Below are 18,103 nucleotides of genomic sequence, written 5' to 3' on the forward strand. Positions count from 1 at the left end.
CACTCCTTTTAAAATGATGTTAAACTTTTTGAGTAACTGTTTGATGTTTCTCTAAAAATTGTAACATCGTTTGGTAAACATTAATTTCGTTTTCCTTTTTCGAGAAGCCATGCCCTTCATCTTCAAGCACTAAATACTCAACTTCTCGTCCTTCACTTCGAAGCTTGTCGACAATTTGATCTGATTCTTCTTTGACGACGCGAGGATCTTTTGCCCCTTGAATAACGAGCATCGGTTTTTCCATTCCATCTAAATACGTAATAGGAGAGTCCTTTTCAAAGCGCTCTCGATCTTTTTCAGGGTCACCTAACCAACGCTTCATAATAGGCTTCCAATGGTCTGGTACTGAATTGACGAATGTAAATAAGTTCGATACGCCGAAAATATCGACAACCGCTTTGAAATATTCAGGATGACGACCATGTAAGAGTAGTGCCATGTAGCCGCCATAACTACCACCAACTAAAAATAGTCGTTCAGGGCTTGAAATACCTTGTTCAAACAACCACTCAATAGCATAAACATTATCAAGACGCGGTCCCTCTCCCCAGTCTTGTTCCACTAACTTAACAAATGATGATCCATAACCTGTACTTCCTCTGAAGTTCGGGCAGAAAATGGTGTAACCTCGGTTAAGCAAACATTGGAACATGGCGCGATAAAATTTCCTTTCAGCTGCTTGCGGACCACCATGAGGCCAAAAGACCGTGTGACCATTATCATTCTCAGGCTTAGCACGGAATAGTAAAGCTTCAATTTCCATACCATCAAACGACTCGTATGTGACGACTTCTGGGTCTACCATTTCTTCTGGACTAACACCTAACACACGATTAGCCGTAATCTGCTTCCAACCAGACTCATTATATTTAAAAATATTGTGTGGAATAACGGCACTACGACCTAAAATATAGACATTACCTGACTTAGCGACTTGTACTTTTTCAATGACATCAACTGGCGCATCGATATTTTCTAGTGTTCCGTTTTTAACATCATAACGATATAAATAATCTGTTACGCCTTTTTCTGTCACTAAATAAAACTGCTCTCGCTCTTTGTCATACTTAATGTCTTCAATACTCTCACTTTCAATTTCTAGCACTTTTTCAAATGATTTTTCCGTTAAGTCAAACTTTGCTAAATAATTAAACTCACTTTCATAGTTTGTCACAAAATAGATTGCTCTATCTTCAACGAATGTAGCGCCACCACTAACGTGAACTTTCTCACGATCTGGCGTTAAGTCAAAAACACCTTCCTCTGTCTTAACGAACGCTATTGAGTATGTATTCGCTAAAGTTGTTGAGAAAACGAACGACTTCTCATCCTCTGAAACAGCTGAAAGTGGCGTCGGGCCCATTTCGCCTTCATGCACTAAGTCATCTTTACCAGTTTCTAAGTTTCGTACGCGCGTGTTTAGAAAACTTGGGTTGTCCTTAGATGTCACGTAATATAAACGTTCCCCATCTTCAGATAGATGAGAATAGAAATACTTTTCTTCAGACTCTCCTGTAACTAAAGGTTGAGGTAAACCACCTTCAGGTGAGACAGCATAGATTTGATAATTCTCATCACCATCACGGTCAAACCCTGCTAAAACATAGCGTCCTTCTGGATCAAATTTTAAAAAGTTACTAGATTCATCTTGGTGAGCAAAAAGGTATGGGTATTGATCGGGTAAATTCATCGCCCAAATGTTCATCGTTCCACTTATATTCGAACTAAATAATAAACGATCTTCATTAGGACTTACAGTAAAGTTAGATATGGCATATGAACGAAAAAACTGTTCTACTGTTGGCTTTGGAAATTCAATCACTCGTATTTCCCCCTTAAATAATTTAATTGTTTGAATATTCCTTATTATTATAAACGAAAAATGGGCTACGTTGAAACAATAGATAGTTATATGTTAATTATTCGACAAATAACACTCTATTTCCCGAGAAATAATCAAATTTCACACTGAGCCGTACCAAATGGATTAAGAAATGTCCCCAAACTATATGAATCGTATGTTAAATTATTAAAAGAGGAAGGTGAAACACTATGGAACTAATCAGTGATGTATGGACTACCATGATTGTAACGGGGATTGTTTTGTTCTTAATTTTAGTAATAGTAGATCGAATGCGAGGTAAGTCAACAAGCCGAGCCATGAGAGAACTACAAACATCCTCTTTCTTTACCTTTGTTATGCTTGTGACATCAGTATTGGCCGTTATAGGACTCGGATTTACATACCTTTTTTATATCAGCCTTTTATTCTCCATAGCCGGAGTTGGGATGATTTTATTATCAATTAGAAAGCTTAGAAAATAGGGAGAGGTTATGATGCTTGTACATGGGAAAAATGTATTTGGAAGTATAGATCAAGAAACGCGGTGCAGCCATTACAACACCGAGGTTGATCGAATTGCGATTAAATATAAATGCTGTAAAGAATATTACCCTTGCTATAAGTGTCATGAGGAACATACGAGCCACACGATCGAGAAATGGGCCAAGGATGAAAGAGATACGAAAGCAATTTTATGCGGTTCATGTGGAGATGAATTAACAATTCGTGAATACATGAACCACGGTACACATTGCCCAAAATGTAATGCTCAATTTAATATAAACTGCCGTATGCATTATCATCTTTACTTTGACCTATAGCTTAGACAATGCCTAAAGCTATTAATACAACAACTAAAAACAATAATGCGGATGCCACCATGAAAGAAACGCCATTAAACTTTGAACCGGACTTAAAATTCTCAACACCAATTAATAAGACTAACAGACCAATTAATGATGTAATGATTAGTGGTGACGTGTTTACTGTATTAGTAAAATAATTTAACACAATTAAAAGTAAAACAGATATTGAAAGCATAAAGTTAACTTTAACTAACATTTTAAACACCCCTGAATCTCTTTATTACCACATACATTCTACTATGTTTTAGGACTTTTTAAAAAGAAAATCTTCTCAGATTCTCACCGTTTATGTTAATTTACGTGTGAATGTTACTCAAAGGTAGTGGTAAAATGGGTTATTTCATCTCTTTTGGACATAATATTGTTGAGGTGAAAGGTGTGAATAAAAGAAAGAAAAAGGCAGATCCACTATTAATCGCAATTCTAATAGGTGTATTCGTAGCGGCTTTAACATTTGACTTACTTAAATGGACGTTTAACATTCCAGGTATTGCGTGGGTTGCAACAGCTGGTGTACTCGTGTTGATCTATTTTGCTCGTTCTTACTTAAATGAGCGTAAGCGGGCACGTGTAATTGAATATAGAAGGCAGTATTTACAAAAACATGGAGAGCTTGAACAATTAAAACAAATGTCCTCTCAAGATTTTGAACAATATATTAGTGACCTGTTCGTACAAATGGGTTATAACGCCTTCGTGACAGAACCTAATGGAAAGCCTTGTGAAGATTTAATTGTTTCGTTTGATGACTTCTTTGCAACTGTCGTCTGCCAAAATGGTAAAAACATTACCGTCACACCTGAAGAAATCAGAAAATGTGAGTCATCACTTGAACAGTCAAATGCTTCAATTGCTTTCTTCATTACGACAGGCGATTTCGAAGAACAGATCCATTCACAATCAGTTAAATTAATTAATGGACAAGACTTAATGAAACTAATTAATGAAGTAACAGCCGAGACAAAAGGTGGACAAATGTATCAACCTTTTAAACTTTTGCGCATTCAATAAACTAAAGATGGGGTGACTCGCTCTAAATAATGCTTTTAGTCAAATAATTTGCTAATGTCTTAAGAAAGTTGAGCGAGTCAGTTTCTGTTGGTTTTTTAAGAGTCGAACTGATGAAACAAACGAGATTTTTAGAATTGTAAAGGCAGATGAATGACTGTAAATTAACAAGAATAGAATAATAACGATTGTAAAAGTAGATCCATAAACTTTCAATCTATTAAGTAACATCTCAAAGAAAAAGGTGGTTTTTACATGCAGCAACTAGATTCCCCAGCTGGATTTTGGATTAGATTAATTGCTTTATTTGTCGATGGAATTGTATTAATGATTACAGTTGGGATCATGACTTCAATCGTGTACGGTCAGTTTTTCATGGAAAGAGAAACTGTCTTTGAATTTATTGAGCCCATTTACTTTATCATACTCCCAGTCTTATGGGCCGGTTACACATTAGGTAAACGTGCTATGGGAATAAGGATTGCCAAAATTGATGGTACAAAGCTTGGAATAGGCGCCATGCTTTTACGTGAAATTGTTGGCGGGCTAATCTATGTATTTACATTTGGGATTGGTCTCATTGTTAGTATTTTTATGGTTGTATTTAGAGAGGATAAACGCTCGCTCCATGATCTAATCGCTAAAACATATGTCACCTATAATAAGCCTTATGAATTATCTCAATATAGTTAACGAATTACCGCCTGTTTAGCGGCAATTCGTTATTTTTTTTGAATAATAACTTGTATAACATGACAAACCCACCAGGCTTTACAGACTAATTAAGACTACTTAAACAAGTTATTCAACAAATTCCATGCTTCATCACCCGTCAACAAATAGCCATCCACTAGCACTTCTGACATTACTGCTTGATAAGCATGAGAGTTTACTTCAAACACTAACGTGACTTCATATATTTCATCTCTTTGTAGTAAAGTTCCGGTATAGACAACTTCTTCTGTTACTCCTTCAAGGTCGTTCGTATTCCACTGACCAAACATAAATTTCTCTTCAAAAACTTCACCAACCGTGCGTCCGTCACCTTCAATCGTAGAGCGACTCACAATGTCTACTGTTGAATAATAACTCCTAGGCTCTACTCCAACAGGTTGTGCTTCTTCAACTCTGTCTTCAATTGCATCCACAACGATCAACAGCGCCATACTGACAATCGCTAATGCTAACAAAGCTAGAACACTAGATAATAAAGACGTTTGCCCGGTCTTTTCTGCCCCACTCACTTGCACTTCCCGTGAAACTGGAGTATAAGCCAATATTTTAACATTGCGGTAAACATGAACCATATAATACTGATTTCCTAAAGCACCAATAATTAAATGCGTAGCAAATATTACACCAACTATAGCTAATAAAAACCAGTCTGTAGAATATTCGTGCAACTGCCGATAAACTAATACGCCGACTATAACAACTTTGAGAAATGCAAAAGCTACTGCATGACGGTACATTTTCCGATAAGCTAACCACATAACCCCAAATAAAAACGCAGCAAAATTCCACGAAAGCTTCGACTGCTTTCTCTTCATGTTTGTAAAGCTTTTTATATAATACCAATAATTCTTACCAATATAATCCTCAACAAGCCCCTCATCCATACGGAAAACTCTCGGTTCTGTTTGTGAACTCAATTCTCTCTCTCCATTCCGCTTTCTGACTTGATACAATATTTTATTAAAAGCCGAAAACAAACATGACAATGGAGGTATCATAGTAAACAAAAAGGCCCTAAGCCACTTTGTGACCTAAGGCCTTTAATTAACTGTTATTTACTCTTCATAAATTCCAACTTGGTCAAAACCGCTAGCTGTTGCTATTGCTTCTTCACTACCTTCACCATATAGATCTATGGCAGACTGAATGAGCACTTGACGAGCTTCTTGGAAGTCAGAATAAGGCGTTAAATAGTGAACAAGTGCACGGTAATAAATTTGACCTAAAGCATCTCTTCCAATCTCTTGTGCAGTTAAATAAGCGGCGTGGTTAATAATTGAAGAGTTAATGTGTACACCACCATTATCCAAATGAAGTGGCAAATCGTAATACTCATCCATGTGTGATGGGTATAAACCATCGCCATTTCCATAAGGGATGTAAGCTTCATTTACCGGAAACTTACTTGGGTCACTTAAGCTACGAAGTGCTGTGCGTCCATCTGCAATAGCACCTGGTCCCATAATATCTTCACCAATCTCCCAGTTTTCATCATCAATAATTGCGCCGAAAATATCAGCATAAGCCTCATTTAATGCCCCTGGTTGATTACGGTACACTAAATTCGCAGTATTTGTAATCACACCGTGAGTCATTTCGTGCGCAGCAACATCAAGCCCCGCCGATAGAGGAACCATAAAATCGCCATCACCATTACCATAAGTCATATGTTGTCCATTCCAGAAAGCATTATTAAAATCTGTTCCATAATTTACATAAGATATAATCGCCATACCCTCATCATCTAATGAGTTACGGTCGTGCTCTTCTTTGTAGTACTCATAAACAATTTCAGAATTGTAATGGGCATCAACAGCAGGGTGATGGTATTCATCTTTAAAAGATGCACTGTTGTTTTCTGCTAGCTCTCCAGTATTATAATCGTAAGTATAGATTCCTTCTATCCCCTCATGTGAATGGTCCGCTAGCATAAACATAGTACCACCTTTGTCTGGCTTCACTCTAGACATATGAAGATCATCACGATGTTCACCGTGAACACCAGTTCCAACTCCTTTATGGTCTTCCATTGCATCTTCGTATTCTTCAACAGGGTGTAAAGCATTAAACTGATCAACAACTTGTCCATTATGAGCATCAACATAAACGTACCAATACCTGGTTCACCAGACATAAAATTCACATTTACTTTATGTGTTAAGTAATGATCATCACCAAAAGGATAAATGACAAGTTCGGACTCTGGTTCATAAGTTAAGTCATCTGGTGCACCTACCGAAGATTTAGCAAGTTCTATCGCTTCTGCTTCACTTAGACTAAGTTCTGTTTCAAATCCATCTAAAAATGAATCATCGCTAATATGACCATTCATAGAGGTCACTTCATTTTCATCATTAAAATGAACAATAATTTCTGCTCCCTCTACTGGAATCCCACTTTTTTCCTGATTGAAACGAATGTGTGTCATTCCAAGTTCATCTTCCTGAACTTCCTTAGCTTTAAAATTTTCCTCTACTTGTTGAACACCATGTTCATTCCTTTGAGCGATTAAGTAATCCTTGGCGCTATTCACATCACTACTTTCAAAACGTTGTGCATGCTTTTCTTGCACAAATACAGGGACATGATCAGGTAACTCCTTTACTTTTTGTTGAGCAACTGTACTTGGAACCTGAACATCTCCATCTTCCACTAAAGCATAACTTGTTTGAAATCCTCCAAACAATAACGTTGAGGCTAATACAATAGATGTCGTTTTTCTCATCTTTTTCATATTATTCCCTCCAATCTATTAATTAACTATAATTATAGACTGGAAAATATAGGATTTCATGATTAATTTTCATTATTTTTTGAAAATTAAATTAATAGTATAATAGTTTTACAGAAAGATTTAATAAGTTCGCTAACTATATATAAGATACAGTCTAAAGCCATGATGTTACTAAAGTATGATATTTCGTGTTGCAATTTTTCATAGGCTATGTGGACTATTGATATGAGCATAAATTTTGATAGAATCATATTTTGGATCGAACACAATAATGAAAACCAGTCACGAAACTGTTAAATCATGACTGGTTTTTCATCCCATGAACTATTTATTCACCTGCTACATCACGTTTAGTGAAGAATGTCCAAGCAAGTGTTAAAAATAAAACGAAATAAACAATTAACATTGTAATCGAAAATCCTAACGTCATACCTTCAAACATAATATTACCAGTACTAAACTGTTGTAAGTTTGTATTGGCAAAAAGAATATACTTAGCCCAGTCACGATTGGCGAAAAATTCTACGATCGTATTCCCTGTAAACATTAAGAAAATCGCTAATCCAATTGCTAATGAGCTTTGTCTAAAGATAGCTGAAATCATAAACGCAAATGTTGCCATCATAACTAAATTAACTAATCTGAACCCATAAGTTCTCATTACTTCAGAGAATAAGCTTACTTCTTGAACACCATCTGGACGGTTAACGACCGTTGTAGCTGTAAAACCTTCGAAACCAAAGAAAATCATCCCTACAATTAATGATGAGACCCAAACAAATAATAAGGTCCATAGCGCAAATAACAAGACTGAAATATATTTTGTTAATAAAATTTGTGTTCTAGTTAAAGGGCGAATTAACAGTAATTTAATTGTTCCCCATTTAAATTCATTTGCAATAATTCCAGCCGCGACAATAATTGTGAATAAACTAACTAACGACAGAAGAAAAACATTCTCTTCAACAAATGCCCACGCGCCAAAATCATTAGGTGCTATGTCATTCTCCAACCTATAATTATTACGTTCAATCGTCTGTTCAAATACTTTAATAGACGCTTCATTACTAAAATCAGCTTCCCTTAAGTTTTGAATTGTCTCATGACTTTGTTCATTATCTTGTTCCAACACTTGTTCCCAATTTTCATTGTTATCATTTACACCAGATGTTTGGGTAATCGCCGCTATACCAATTATTAACGCAAACAGAATAAAATACATAACCCAAGTCGGTTTTCTGACATATATTTTAATTTGTTCATTATATATTTGTTTAATAAAACTACTCAATGACATTCTCTCCCGTCAGTTCAAAGAATTTATCTTCTAACGTTCCTTTCAAAGCAACAACTTGATAAACATCGACTTGATGTTCAACTAACGTCTTAACAATAGCAGGAACTTGATCTTTTTCTATTTGACATGATAGAAAGCCTTTTTGAACACTAGACTCTATTTGTAATTGATCACTCAAAATGTCTTGCGCCTGATCTATTGGTGTTACATCTAACTGAAGTTTGATAACATCTTCATCTTGATCATCTGACTTTCCAATAGATTCAAAGTTCACCATCTTACCATGTTGGATAATTCCAACACGATCACACATTAGCTCAATTTCAGACAGTAAATGGCTTGAAATAATAACAGCAATATTTTCTTCTTCAGCAAGTCTTCTAATATACTGACGAATTTCACTAATACCTGCAGGGTCAAGCCCATTAGTAGGTTCATCCAAAATTAATATAGAAGGTTTATGTAATAAAGCTTGTGCAATCCCTAACCTTTGACGCATCCCAAGCGAGTAACGCTTTACTTTTTCATTAATACGTTTCTCTAAACCTACTAATTGAATAACTTCTCGAATCCGCTCATTTGTTACACCTGGATGCATTCTGGCATAATGCTTCAGGTTTTTATATCCACTCATAAATGGATACATTTCTGGGTTTTCGATAATGGCCCCTACTTCACTAATAGCATCCTTGTATTCTTTTTGAATACTTTTACCAAGTATTTTAATATTACCTTCTGTAATACTTAGTAGTCCGACCATCATACGTATTGTAGTCGTTTTACCTGCACCATTAGGTCCAATCAACCCAAATACCTCACCGCGATAAACGGAAAAATCTACTCCTTTTATAATCTCATGTTTGCCAATTTTTTTATGAACATTACTCAATTCCATTGCAACATTCGACAAAATAAAAAACCTCCTCTAATCCAGTCTGAAACTTCAAATCAGACCAAAAATTTACATATTACTATACTATCAGAAAACACATAATAATTGAATTATATTTAGGATAATTTATCCTCTAAAGGCATCAAACACGTTCGAAACATTTAATCATATAAAAAAGAAAAAGTATTTAGGATTATTGAACCCCAAAAACTAGATTTTTACTCTAACTTTTGGGGTACAGAATCTTACTTGTTGCTCTATTTTAATTAACTTCTTCTAGTAATCCATGATATAAGCAAGTACTTAAGACTAGCTCTTTTAAGTCACTTTCAAATTGGATCATAATTGAGTCACTTAACCAGTCAACAATAACTCCTTGACCAAACACTCGGTGTTTTACTTTTAGCCCAATTGAAACCTCTTCTTCTGATTGGATGGCATTAGGATTATGCCGCTTCTTTTTCACTTCAGGCTTTGGCTTTTGTTCAAGTGGATTAACTATACGATTAACATCTAAGTACAGCTTAGATGGTTGAACTTTAGCATTGAATTTTCTCTCATAAGTTAATAATTCTAACCTTGTCTCAGCCCTAGTCATGCCTACATAAAAGAGACGTACAGCTTCCTCCATTGGTTCTACATCACCTTCTTTGTAAGCTTCAATGTCAGACCGGGCAGGAATGACACCTTGAACTAAATCGACCATGAATACAGTTGGAAACTCAAGCCCCTTCGCACTATGAAACGTCGACAAAGTAACTGCATCTTGATGTTTATTAAACTTTGATTGTTTCATTAACGTCTCTAAATGCTGAAGACGTTTCGCAAAACCAATCATATCATCAGCCTTCTCAGCAATGACTTCAAGTAAGTTTAACGTCTCCATTAGCCCCTCTTCATTAAACCCTAAACGTTTACACATATCTTTAATGACTCTCTCATAGCCAAGTTCTTTTCGAATTTGACGAATGACTTCTTTCGGCGAGTACTCATGCATCTTTTGGTAAACTAACTGATAATGTTTGAACTTTTTAAATTGAAAGTCCTTTAACTGACCATAGGAGAGTAACTTTTCAAAAACAGACTGGTTTGTCTCCCTTCTTCTCGCTTGTTCAACTTGATTTTTCGACAGATAGCCATGAAATTTCGAGAATATCCGCTCAAAAATGTCAATTCGAGTCTGGTCATATGTTAAACGCATAAAATTTAATATATCTTGTACAACCCAATGCTTGAAGAAACGATGATCTGAATCTTTCATATAAAATGGAATTCCCGCTTCACTTAATGCATCAGCGAGAACAATTGATGAGCTATTATTACGGTACAACAACGCAATGTCTTGATATCCTTTAGCCTCTTTTAATTCCTCTATGACGTACTCAATTTGCTTGCGATCTGAATGAAATGAATTTAACTGGATCTGTTCATGTGACGCGTTTTCTGTAAACATGTTTTTGTCATAACGGTTTTTATTCTGTTTAATAAACTGGTTCGCTGTTTGTACAATTTCTTGTGAGGAACGGTAATTTTGTTCCATCTTTAATATTTGTGCATTTGGATATACTTTTTGAAAATCTAATAAATACTTTGGCTCAGCAGCACGCCACGTATAAATCGACTGGTCATCATCAGCTACAACACATAAGTTTTGATGGTTGTTAACTAACTTTTCGATGATCGCATGCTGAACCATCGACGTATCTTGACTCTCGTCTGTGAGAATATAGTCAAATTGGTTTTGATACTTTAATAGTAGATTATTGTCATTTTCGAAAGCTTCATGAGCAATTGTTAACATATCATCATAGTCTACTAACAAATGAGAAGGCGTCTGTTGTTTGAACGATTCGTATTGTCTCAAAATCTCGTAAGCATTCGTCACATCACATTCAACCACATGCCACTGGTCTTCTGGCAGTAGTTTATTTTTCACTAGACTAATATAAGTTGATAACTCCTCTAACTGATCATCTGTAATAGACTCTTCATTTAGCTGACTGTATAGGTCACGAAGCACCATTCTTTTATGATACTGTGGCCGGTCAACTTCTCCTTCAATCAACTCATATGTAACGCATTGTTTACGTAAATATTCACGCACGACTTGAAAAGCCAAACTATGAATTGTTGAAAAATCTACTACTTCTAAGTTCGGGAAAAAGGTTTGGTAACGCTCCTTCATATCAACTGCTGACGCACGGCTAAAGGTTACAGCTTTAATCCGTTCAGGCCTAATACCTTTTTCTTCTATTAAATAACCTATTCGCATAATAATTGTAGTCGTCTTACCTGAACCAGGCGAAGCTAATAGAAGTAGAGGCCCTTCTGTTGTTAGAACGGCTTTTTGCTGGACTTCATTCAAAGTAATCCCAAGTTCGTGCTGCTTTTTATGTAAAAATGGATGTAGACTCATGGTAGATCTCCTTCTAAATCAACTCTTCTATTATTCTAGCATGATTATGATGGCGTTCGCTGATAAAATCTTGTGAGCGCTGATAAAATATAGCGAACGCTGATAAATTTTCGTGAGCGCCGATAAAATATAGCGAACGCTGATAAAATTCCATGAGTGCTGATAAAACTCCGCGAGTCAACTCTCCACCTTTTGCGCTCCCCAAAAATGTTCAAATCGTGTATAGGCTAGTGGCTTACCGAGACGCATTAAGTTATCGGCAAAATCTATAATCGTACATTGTTCTGTCCCACCAAACTTAGGTCCGCGCAATCCACGACCAATAATTTGTTCATACAAAATATCACTTGTCGTTGGACGTGTCATAACGATGTACTCTGTGTTCGGCGCGTCAAACCCCGTCGTTAAGACGCCATAATTGAATAAATAGTCGAGTTCGCCCTTTTTAAAGGCATCAATATAAATTCGTCTTAATCCTTTTGACGTTTGCGATGAAATCGAAGCTGCTTTTCGACCTAATGCGTTCATAACCGATGATAAAAATTCCGCATGCTCGACTGTACAAGCATATACAAGGGCTGGTTTTCCTTTTGGAATGTCTAATAACCGCTCAATAATCATTTCATTACGACCTTCATCAGCGGCTAATTCCTTGAGGAACTCTTTCGTTAAATCTTGGTCTTCATTAACGTCATCTTCATCGACTTCATAATCTTTGCCTGATTCATGGATAATGTGGATTGGAGTTGCCAAAAAACCTTCATCTCTAAAGTAGCGAATTGGATTTTCTTCGTATTCTTTAAAATCAGGTAGTTGTGGCTTAATTAAATGCGCTTCGAACTCGCCAACTAGTTGTTCTGTCTCACCAAAACTACGCCCTGGTGTTGCGGTTAGGCCACATACAGGGAACAAGTCTTCACCACAAAGTTCACGGGCTTTATTAATTAACAATTTATAGCTAGGCGCTGCAGCATGGTGAGCCTCATCAATAATCATAGCACCGCAGTTTTGTAAGATTTCTGTTATAACTGGATCTTCAGCCTTCAGGCGCGAAACAATTTGTTGAATGCTAGCTACAACTGCCCCACCTGTTAGATCTTCTACACCCACTTCACCACCATTAAAGTATCGATAAACTCGTAACGTTTCTGGGTAATCCTTTTCTTGCCACATATCAGCAATACAAGAGATGGCTTGTTCACAAAGTTCTGCACTTTGAGCGATCCATACCATATATTTCTGTTCAGAAAAGTGAACATGCATCCATTCTATAAAACTTTCAACCGCTACACGTGTCTTACCACCACCTGTTGGTAATGTAACGATACAACGCGTTTGATCACCATTCAACTCCAACACATCGAGCATGTCGTCCTTTAACTGTTCCTGAAAATCAACTAACGGTGGCACTGTTTTTCTCGCTTCAACATCCATTACAGCTGATTGATTTGTTGTTTTAGGCATTTTAACGCCAGAGAATACGAGTGGAAAGCCAAGAGTTGAAACAAAATCGCGCGGCCAAACGCGACCATCACTCCAACGTTTCTCAGCTAGCGCTTTGTACATATAAGATGGTGATGTAATCTTCTTACCGCTTCTCGGATTTCGTTCATAGAGTGCAATCAAGTCTTGCTCTGCTAACCGCCTTAATAAATACTCGCGAAGTTGTCTGACGGCTTGACCACTTCCTTTGAACAACTCAGCACCTTTTTCAATGACAACCATTCTTGCCAGCTCTTCTGTAGAAAGCGTTCCACCTTTAAACGTCTTATAATGACGACTAATCTCTTTAATATTTTCTTTACCTAAAAGACCTTGTATGATTCGATTCGGTACTTGATATGTATTGATTAATAGATCAACTGCCTGATCTATTTCTTTATTCGATAAATATGAAGACATAATAATCAACCTCTCCCACAACATTCTCTATTTATTCTATAATATATTGCTATAAAACAAATAGAAAATATCACCGAACAGAAGCATTCCAATGTTTGGGATATTTTCTACTAACTTTGTTATTTATTGTTTTCCCCTTTTCCTCCACCTAACTCTCGGTCCATCTTTTCATCAAATGATTCCTCTTCTAAGTTATGGTACTCCTCATGTATGCCAAGGTGTTTCATCATGTAGTTAACTTTGGAATTAATCGATATGACTAAAACAAAAATTGTAATGAACATAATGATCCCAATTATATACCACATGGAAAGCTCCCCCTTTCACCAACCTTTTGCCCAATCTTAACATAATTTTTTCAAAAAAATGGTTAAATAATCGCTTTAATTGTCATAATGTTTTTAGAGCTTCTAAATTGTATAACGCACTATGGCCATATAAAATATAAGTAAAGGTTAATAATGAAAGGACGTAAACTCAATGTTTTTCCACCCCATGGATCTATTAATTTTTGCAGCACTTGGTTTAGCAATGTGGGCTCAGTCGAAAGTAAAAGGTAATTTTGAAAAATGGTCGAAAGTGCAAGCTTCAGCTGGCTTAAGTGGAGCACAAGTCGCTAGAAGGATTTTAGACGAAGAAGGCTTACACAATGTGAAGATTGAGCGCTCGAAAAAAGGAACACTTTCTGATCATTATGACCCGTCTAAGAAAGTGGTGCGATTATCAGACCCTGTCTATAACGGGAATTCGATTTCTTCATTATCAGTCGCTGCTCATGAAGTGGGACACGCGATTCAAGATGCGACTAATTATTCGATGTTAGTCGTACGACATAAAGTGTTTCCCGTAGCGAATTTCGGTTCACAATTAGCCCCAATATTATTAATTGGTGGCTTTATTCTAGACATGTTCAATTTAATTACTGTAGGGATCGTTCTGTTTTCATTAGCAGTGCTCTTCCAGTTAGTTACTCTTCCAGTTGAGTACAACGCTAGTAGTCGGGCTAAAGATAAATTAGTTAAATTTGGTATGATTTCAAACAATGAAGTTCGCGGTGTAAGTAAAGTGTTAAACGCTGCAGCATTAACTTACGTCGCCAGCACTTTAATGGCGGTACTTCAGTTAATTAAGTTTATTTTAATTGCAAAAAGTCGACGGTAAAAGGAGTGTCTCATATGAATCTATTTACACCAAAAGATGCTTCCAGTTATGTTAAAGAAGAATTCGATGAAATGCAGTCAAAAATTTCACCTTTTATGAGGCGAAGTTTAATCTATTCATTTATTGCATTTCCACTTATGGCCATTTCGATCTTTAACTTATTCTTCGCGTTAACATCAATGCCATATTCTAGTGAAGTTTTATTAGCGATTGGCGTTTTAGCTTTAATTGGCGCATTCGGAATGGCGTTGTTCAGAGAGTCACTACACCACAACAAGTCGCTTCATCAAACAAGTATCAATTATATAAGGGAGCGAATTGCTAAAAGCGAAATCGTTCCTGAGCAAGCTGTAAAACGTTATTTAAAAATAATCGATTACAACCCTAACCAACTATTCCATACTTTCCATGAGTTTTTAAAGCATGAAGAGCGACTTAAAAAATAGAACAGAGGGATAACCCCCTGCTCTGTTTTTTATGGACGTGAAAACAGTTTGTCCAACTCATTTTCGATCTTATTTAATTCAACTTGTTTACTTTGATCAAAATATTTGTCTAACGACTTTTCTATATGTTGCATGCCCGAAGCAATATGTTGATCGGTATTTCCTTTTGTTTCAATCAACTCATGCAACTCTTCTTCTAGTAACAGTAGCGTTTCTTCTAAATCTTCATCTGCTCGTTCAACTAGGTTAGTAGTGACGTCACTCAATGTGTCCTCACCTTCAACGTACCCATCTAGCAACGATTCTTGGACGACAAAGTCTTCTTCAAACCTTGGCATCAGTTTATACTCATCAAAGTTATAAGTCACAACACCTGTGATCGATTCGTAAGTAACTGTTGTATCGATGTCACCAACTAAAGCGTCAATCACAAACTCACCATAATCGTCAGAAGCTGGATAGTCACCAAATTCATTGCCCTGTTCTACTGTTACATCCGTTACAGTCACTAGTTGCCCTTCTAACGCTTCACCAATTTCTGTCGATGCAACTTGCTTCGGTTCAGGAAGGCCGACATCATAATTCACGACTTCAACATTGCTTTCACTTGGGATAACTTGCAGTAGCCCAAAGTATTCCTCAGTCCGTGCTTTAACTTGGATTTCATCACCTAGTTCAGCTCCGAAATCCTCTGCACGTACCACAATCCCGCCAGTTTCATCCTGTACATAATAGTTATACATTCCACCTTGAAAAAAACCAGCTGTAATAATACCCGTAAAATGAACGCGCGTGCCAAGCTCAGCATTCCGAACTTCCTCAAGTGAAACCATTGGCAGTTCAACTTGCAGATCATCCTCACTTCTTGGCATCAGTTTGTACTCTCCAAAGTTGTAATCAATCACACCTGTAATGGCATCGTAAGTTTCACCAACTTCAAGAAAACCAGCGTCATTGTCGATTATAAACTCACCGCCCGCATCACGTACTGTGTAATCGTTGTACTGATCTACTGACAAAACTTCTACATCTTCTAATGTGACAAGTTGTGCTTCTAGCTCTTCTCCTAAATCTCTTGAACTAATCACTTGTGGGTCTACAACATCCTGCGCTTCATTAATCACTTCAGCATTGCTAGCCACAATTTGTAACATTCCATAAAACTCTTCTGTCGTTCCAGCTGCACGTATTTCATCACCAACCTCAGCATCTAGATCGCCGTTACGTACTACAATAGCAGCAGTGTGGTCTTGTACATAATAGTTAATCATGCCACTCGCCTCAACTTTATGCGTGACAGTACCCTCAACCATGACATTTGTGCCAAGGTCAGCCACTCTAGCATCAGCAATAACTGGATCACGTTCAAACGCAGGCTCATAACCTTCTGCTAACGCGGTCATTTCATCTGGGAAGAAAATACGTTCATAATGAGGGACTTCTTCATAATCATTCGGCAAGTAATACTGCATCGTACTTGAATTACCAACCATACGATGTAGCGGTCTGTCATCATATCGTGAACGGAACTCAAAAGGCAACTCCATTAAAGGTGCATCTTCTGACCAAATACCAAGCTTATCCTCTTCAGCTTGACGAGCCGCTTCTTGATACTCTAAATATGTCTCCTCATCGCCGACCGGCCAAATGAAGTATGATGGTGCATGACCTTCCCTGACCAATTCCAAGCCAGTGTTTAAATCATCCTCAGCACGAATCACTTCTGCTAATAGTCTTCCATAAGTATCTAATGGCTCTTCACCTAACTTCAGAATAACTTCATCACCAGGTTGAAGTAGCTCTTGTAAGTATTCTGTTGCCTTATCTCCGTGATACTTTTGTGAGTGGTTCGGGTCTTCTAAAATTAAATCTTCATCATAAAAATCTTGATGATATGTTTCAGCCGTATCCATATTTAAATACCTTACATTCGTCGTTCCTAGAACAGGACTTGTAATATGAATCGTGTCCCCATCTACGACACGATCAACTGTTGCAACATACTCATCTTCAATCTCCGGAGGTTCAACTGGTTCGTGCTGTCCTAAGTGCTCAAATGTATCTGCAAAGAATGGAATCCATTCATCTTCTGGGTGGAACTCATCATGAATGTTACGGTCGCCAACCTTTACATCATAATCTCTCACTAACGTTTGATTTGCTGTTCTTGTTTGTTCATCACCCCAGTACTGACCAGGGTCTTCACCAACTCGTCCAATTGAGTCAATGACTTCACCATCGCGTACCGAATCATCATAATTCTTAAATAAAACAATAGCATCATTACCATTAAATCCATAAAAATAAGATGACCCAGTCACATCAGCTTTTTCTAACAACTCATCAGACCCATTAGCATGAGCGACAACTAATGTCTCTCCAGACGCTAACTCACCTGTAAGTTCTAACGGACTAGCAAAGCCATCATCAGGTTCTTGACTCGCTCCATTTGTGAAATTGACTAACGTATAGTCTTCTAGATTAATAGAATTACCTGTGCCATTATAAAGCTCTAATGCTTTATTAAAGCCACTACCTTCAACATACTCTGAGATGATTAAGTCATCGAAGTCTTCTGCACTAACTGGTATTACCAACATACTGCTAACTAAAACAACAAAAAACAGACTTAGTAAGACACTTTTTAACCTTTGCACTATTTAACCTCCCATATTGTCAAAATCAGTTTTATTATAAACAAAATATTGTCACTTTTGTGTTAAATTTCTGTAAATTATTCCACCACAGGATAAAACAGTATAAAAGTCTAGGTGAAAAAGTCATGCAAAATAAAAAGTGCGCC

General features: G+C 36.9%; 17 protein-coding genes. 6 read left to right on the forward strand and 11 right to left on the reverse strand.

Going from position 1 to position 18,103, the window contains the following annotated elements:
* Positions 1–19: 19 nt before the first annotated feature.
* Positions 20–1,822, reverse strand: a complete 1,803-nt coding sequence (locus A194_RS0100125; RefSeq protein WP_017184853.1) for a S9 family peptidase — start codon at positions 1,820–1,822, stop codon at positions 20–22.
* Between the two features lie 230 nt (positions 1,823–2,052).
* Here A194_RS0100125 and A194_RS0100130 point away from each other — a divergent pair, with 230 nt between their 5' ends.
* Complete coding sequence (locus A194_RS0100130) at positions 2,053–2,325, forward strand: hypothetical protein (protein WP_017184854.1); 273 nt, start codon at positions 2,053–2,055, stop codon at positions 2,323–2,325.
* Positions 2,326–2,337: 12 nt separating this feature from the next.
* The gene (locus A194_RS0100135) at positions 2,338–2,664 is read left to right on the forward strand and encodes a CHY zinc finger protein (protein ID WP_017184855.1); all 327 of its coding nucleotides are present in this window, start codon (positions 2,338–2,340) and stop codon (positions 2,662–2,664) included.
* A gap of 1 nt (position 2,665) precedes the next feature.
* On the opposite strand, the gene A194_RS0100140 is transcribed toward A194_RS0100135, so the two are convergent.
* Positions 2,666–2,905 (reverse strand): hypothetical protein, encoded by a 240-nt coding sequence (locus A194_RS0100140; protein WP_017184856.1) that lies wholly within the window; start codon positions 2,903–2,905, stop codon positions 2,666–2,668.
* 134 nt (positions 2,906–3,039) lie between these two features.
* Between A194_RS0100140 and A194_RS0100145 the strand changes: the two genes are divergently transcribed.
* Together A194_RS0100145 and A194_RS0100150 are read left to right on the forward strand one after the other, a co-directional pair.
* Positions 3,040–3,720: a restriction endonuclease gene (locus A194_RS0100145; protein WP_017184857.1), complete on the forward strand. Its 681-nt coding sequence runs from the start codon at positions 3,040–3,042 to the stop codon at positions 3,718–3,720.
* A gap of 252 nt (positions 3,721–3,972) precedes the next feature.
* Entirely contained in the window at positions 3,973–4,410 is a 438-nt protein-coding gene (locus tag A194_RS0100150; RefSeq protein ID WP_017184858.1) for an RDD family protein, read from the forward strand.
* Positions 4,411–4,505: 95 nt separating this feature from the next.
* On the opposite strand, the gene A194_RS19190 is transcribed toward A194_RS0100150, so the two are convergent.
* The 8 genes from A194_RS19190 to A194_RS0100190 all read right to left on the reverse strand — a co-directional run bounded on the left by A194_RS19190 (position 4,506) and on the right by A194_RS0100190 (position 14,001).
* Positions 4,506–5,369 carry a DUF2628 domain-containing protein gene (locus A194_RS19190; RefSeq protein ID WP_017184859.1) on the reverse strand — a complete coding sequence of 288 codons (864 nt, stop codon included), beginning with the start codon at positions 5,367–5,369 and terminating at the stop codon, positions 4,506–4,508.
* Between the two features lie 138 nt (positions 5,370–5,507).
* Positions 5,508–6,482: a M4 family metallopeptidase gene (locus A194_RS19960; RefSeq protein WP_100214221.1), complete on the reverse strand. Its 975-nt coding sequence runs from the start codon at positions 6,480–6,482 to the stop codon at positions 5,508–5,510.
* Complete coding sequence (locus A194_RS19965) at positions 6,410–7,186, reverse strand: hypothetical protein (protein ID WP_100214222.1); 777 nt, start codon at positions 7,184–7,186, stop codon at positions 6,410–6,412. Before A194_RS19965 ends, A194_RS19960 begins: the two co-directional genes overlap by 73 nt.
* A 328-nt stretch (positions 7,187–7,514) precedes the next feature.
* Positions 7,515–8,477, reverse strand: coding sequence for an ABC transporter permease (locus A194_RS0100165; protein WP_017184860.1), 963 nt, complete (start codon positions 8,475–8,477; stop codon positions 7,515–7,517).
* Positions 8,470–9,393 (reverse strand): ABC transporter ATP-binding protein, encoded by a 924-nt coding sequence (locus A194_RS0100170; protein ID WP_017184861.1) that lies wholly within the window; start codon positions 9,391–9,393, stop codon positions 8,470–8,472. The genes A194_RS0100165 and A194_RS0100170 overlap by 8 nt, the downstream gene beginning before the upstream one ends.
* A gap of 244 nt (positions 9,394–9,637) precedes the next feature.
* Positions 9,638–11,791: an ATP-dependent helicase gene (locus A194_RS0100175; RefSeq protein ID WP_017184862.1), complete on the reverse strand. Its 2,154-nt coding sequence runs from the start codon at positions 11,789–11,791 to the stop codon at positions 9,638–9,640.
* Between the two features lie 177 nt (positions 11,792–11,968).
* Entirely contained in the window at positions 11,969–13,693 is a 1,725-nt protein-coding gene (locus tag A194_RS0100185) for a DEAD/DEAH box helicase (protein ID WP_017184864.1), read from the reverse strand.
* Positions 13,694–13,812: 119 nt separating this feature from the next.
* Positions 13,813–14,001: a hypothetical protein gene (locus tag A194_RS0100190; RefSeq protein WP_017184865.1), complete on the reverse strand. Its 189-nt coding sequence runs from the start codon at positions 13,999–14,001 to the stop codon at positions 13,813–13,815.
* Positions 14,002–14,173: 172 nt separating this feature from the next.
* Between A194_RS0100190 and A194_RS0100195 the strand changes: the two genes are divergently transcribed.
* Together A194_RS0100195 and A194_RS0100200 are read left to right on the forward strand one after the other, a co-directional pair.
* Positions 14,174–14,854: a zinc metallopeptidase gene (locus A194_RS0100195; RefSeq protein ID WP_017184866.1), complete on the forward strand. Its 681-nt coding sequence runs from the start codon at positions 14,174–14,176 to the stop codon at positions 14,852–14,854.
* A 14-nt stretch (positions 14,855–14,868) separates the two neighbouring features.
* Positions 14,869–15,300, forward strand: coding sequence for a DUF5392 family protein (locus A194_RS0100200; RefSeq protein WP_017184867.1), 432 nt, complete (start codon positions 14,869–14,871; stop codon positions 15,298–15,300).
* Positions 15,301–15,329: 29 nt separating this feature from the next.
* Here A194_RS0100200 and A194_RS0100205 read toward each other — a convergent pair whose 3' ends face one another.
* A complete protein-coding gene (locus tag A194_RS0100205) occupies positions 15,330–17,957 on the reverse strand; it encodes a thermonuclease family protein (RefSeq protein ID WP_017184868.1) in 2,628 nt (875 codons plus the stop codon).
* Positions 17,958–18,103 lie beyond the last annotated feature (146 nt).

The sequence above is a fragment of the Alkalibacillus haloalkaliphilus C5 genome (genome assembly GCF_000269905.1).
Classification (GTDB): domain Bacteria; phylum Bacillota; class Bacilli; order Bacillales; family Alkalibacillaceae; genus Alkalibacillus; species Alkalibacillus haloalkaliphilus_A.